This is a genomic window from Bradyrhizobium sp. CCBAU 51745, assembly GCF_028128715.1.
GTDB lineage: Bacteria > Pseudomonadota > Alphaproteobacteria > Rhizobiales > Xanthobacteraceae > Bradyrhizobium > Bradyrhizobium manausense.
On the sequence record NZ_LBJP01000005.1, the window covers coordinates 81,770 to 84,916 of the forward strand.

Annotated in this window: 4 protein-coding genes; 1 reads left to right on the forward strand and 3 read right to left on the reverse strand. The window is 57.8% G+C overall.

The genetic code is table 11. The annotated features are described in order from the left end of the window. Nucleotides 1-305: 305 nt before the first annotated feature. A complete protein-coding gene (locus XH98_RS06755) occupies nt 306-1,865 on the reverse strand; it encodes a winged helix-turn-helix domain-containing tetratricopeptide repeat protein (protein WP_271618162.1) in 1,560 nt (519 codons plus the stop codon). 163 nt (nt 1,866-2,028) lie between these two features. Here XH98_RS06755 and XH98_RS06760 point away from each other — a divergent pair, with 163 nt between their 5' ends. Continuing rightward, on the forward strand, nt 2,029-2,277 hold the full coding sequence (locus XH98_RS06760) for a DUF1127 domain-containing protein (protein WP_271618163.1): 249 nt from the start codon (nt 2,029-2,031) through the stop codon (nt 2,275-2,277). 209 nt (nt 2,278-2,486) lie between these two features. On the opposite strand, the gene XH98_RS06765 is transcribed toward XH98_RS06760, so the two are convergent. Then, nucleotides 2,487-2,975 carry a lipocalin-like domain-containing protein gene (locus XH98_RS06765; protein WP_271618164.1) on the reverse strand — a complete coding sequence of 163 codons (489 nt, stop codon included), beginning with the start codon at nt 2,973-2,975 and terminating at the stop codon, nt 2,487-2,489. Continuing rightward, on the reverse strand, nt 2,963-3,147 hold a 185-nt coding region (locus XH98_RS06770), incomplete at its 5' end, for a hypothetical protein (RefSeq protein ID WP_271618165.1). The genes XH98_RS06765 and XH98_RS06770, both read right to left, overlap by 13 nt.

Sequence of the window (3,147 nt, forward strand, 5' to 3'; positions counted from 1 at the left end):
CCCTTCGGCGAAGTCGCGGCTCGCCGATTTGAGGTCTGCTCCGCCTGGTCAAGCGGACGCAAAATGCTCGCGTCGAGCTTTTCTCAGTTTGACCCGTAGCCGACCTTTCGCTTGAGCACCCTTCAAGTCGGTCGTTGGCCGGAGCCAATTTTGAACGCGATGGGCAGCGTCAGCCCATGGGCAGATTTGTAGACTTTAGCGCGACGTTCGAACGCGGTTCGGATCAAGTCTNCCACGGGCCATAACAGACTCATGCGCTGCAACAGGCAAGCCTATTCGATCACCCCGTCGGCGCGAGCGCGGGCTCATTCGGGCAACCCCGCTTTCCGAAAACCCTCAATCAACAGCTTCGCGCTTGATTGCCCGCCCCGCGCGACCCACGACGATATTGTGAAGGCGGGTTCGACCTCAAGCACGCGCGCCGCTGCCTCCCGCGCCTCCGCATCACGTCCGAGTTGGGCGAACGCGGACGCGAGACAGCGGTAAGCTGCCGCATAGGAAGGGCGTTGGCGCAAGGCCTTCTTCGCCGCGCCGATGGCCTCATCGAAACGACCAAGGTCGATGAACGCAAAGCCCATTCCTGCAAAATTTGAAGCAAGTAACCGGTCCAATGGGCTTAATCGAATGGCGCGCTCAAAGCTCCTGATCGCCTCTTCGGGCTGCCCCGCGTACAGGTAAGCATAACCTCGATGGACCCATGCGTCGGCTGCGTTAGGATTAGAGGAGACCGCGCGGTCCGCCATATCTCTCGCGGTATCGAAATCGCAAGTCCACATGGCCGTTGCGCGGCTAAGTGCGCTCAACGCCTCGGAGTCGTTCTCGTCGATACCAATTGCCAACCGGAGCAGCCGAAGTCCCTCCGCAATTTCCGACTTCGGATCGGCCGCCCATTCCTGACCAACATTTACAAAATGGCAGGTTCCAGCAAGGGTCGCAGCAAAGCCGTACCCAGGGTCAATCTCCAATGCGCGAGAGGCAAGCCGAAGTGCCTCGGCTGTTCCTTCGGGGGTGCGTGAGTTCAAATGCGGTACAGCTCGAAGACAAAGGTCGTAGGCACTGAGGTCGTTCGGCCGACGCGCTGCCAAACCGATTTCAATTTGAAACATCTTTGGCGCAACGGCTGAGACGACGCTCTCGGTCATGCGATCCTGGAGAGCGAATATATCGGTCAGGTCGCCTTCAAAACGATCGGCCCAGAGGTGTATCCCCGTCGACGCATCGATCAATTGGCCGATGATGCGAACTTTTCCGGCTGCCTTGCGTACACTGCCCTCCAGCACGTACCGCACGCCGAGTTCGCGCCCAACCCGTTTGATGTCGACGGCCTTGCCTTTATAAGTAAAACTGGAATTGCGCGCGATCACGAAGAGAAATTTGAACCGTGATAGCGCTGTGGTGATTTCATCCACCATGCCATCAGCGAAGTAATCCTGATCGGGATCACCACTCATGTTTTGGAACGGCAACACGGCTATGGAGGGCTTGTCGGGGAGCGCGGGGGCTGATTTCAGCGGCTCAACGCGATCGTCAGGAAATGCAGCGGATCCCTGTCCCTCTACTTCCAGTACTGTTCCGACGAAGCGGAATCCCTTGCGCTGCAGCGTTTTGATGAGGCGCTGCTCCTCACCGGAATCGCCAATCACGCTCCGAGCTACATTGAGGCGGGTCGTCAGCGCCGCATCGGATACGACACGTCCTTTCCAAATGGCGTTGATGAGGTCGTCTTTGCTGACAACGCGCTCCCTGTTGCGGATCAGGTAATCAAGCAGATCGAACACCTGTGGCGCGATGGAGACAACTGCCGCCCCGCGCTGCAGCTCGCGGCGGTCAGTGTCTAATGTGTACTTGTCGAAGAGATAGCGCAAGCTGCCAATCCCTTAGGCGGCCTCCGATCATGGAGGGCTCCAACACCGCTTGGAACGCAAAGAATAAGCGGCCGGTAAGGAAAATGTAAGCCGAATGTCAAGCGTGCCCTCCCATGCCTTGGCACCCTCGTCTGGCTAGAAGCAGCACCCAGGAGATACTGCGATGAGCACGATCTATGGTGCGACAGAGTTGAGAAAAACCGCCGCGTCGACGCGGCACATCTCCAGGCACTTCCGGCGATATTGGTGTGCGTTCCGGGAACGATGCGAACGCCAGAGATTACGTACCGCCTTATACGACCTGAGTGACAGGGAGCTGATGGATATCGGCAGTACGCGCGGCGAGATCGACTACGTCGCCTCGCACCGCGATGTTGATCCGCGAGGCATCCGATCAGGCGACTGGCTGTGATACCTGCCAACGGTGGACGGCCAAATGGGACCCATCGACTTCCGCTAGGGGTCAACAGCGCCTTTTTTACCAGCGGCGGAGAGCTTCCGCTTTACCCCCAACCCCGGACATCTCGCCGCAACGCCCTAACGGAAGCGATGGGCCAACAAGAGACTCATGCAATGCAAGCGGGCGCTGCTCGGCTCGCGAAGGTAGGTTCTTTCAAACTTCTATTTCGTTCTTTCGAACACAAGGAGGCTCCTCTGCATCCCCCTATCTGCCCAATTGGGCATTATCCGCCACGTCGAGGTGACCTGAAGGCGATCGCCGTCTAATTTGAAGAAGCGTGTTTGCTCAGTGCCCACCCATTCAGGGTTCCAAGCAACATCGACCTTCGTAATCCATTTGTCGCCCTCGAGGCGATAGATGCCGGTGTAGGCAGCCATGCTGTTTAGCAGATCGGCCCGATCTTCGACCGTTTGTGGCGGCTTGCGCCCTTCTCCGGTCAGCACAAACATGACCCGGCCCTCGGCCGTGAAGATCGCGTAGCCCGTAGGAGAATGTCCGAAGACGGGTTCTTTCTGCCCGGTGGCTTGAATTTCAATCTCTTGAGAAATCAGTTTCCAGATGCCGATCATCTTTTCACGGTCGTCGGCGAAGCTCGGATACGCTGGAAGAAGCCACCCAGCGAAGGCAACAAGGCACTTCAACTTGGACATAAGAAGTCCCCCTCCAATGCTCTGCCCTTCTTGATAATCACTAATCCAATATTAGCGCAGAAATTGAGAAGCTGGAATGTCCGTTCAGGGTGTGCGCCGTGCAAAGGCGGCGCTTTCCAGTGGGTGCAAGCCCCACCCGGCAAACGCTCCAGCCGGAAGCAATCGGAGCAGT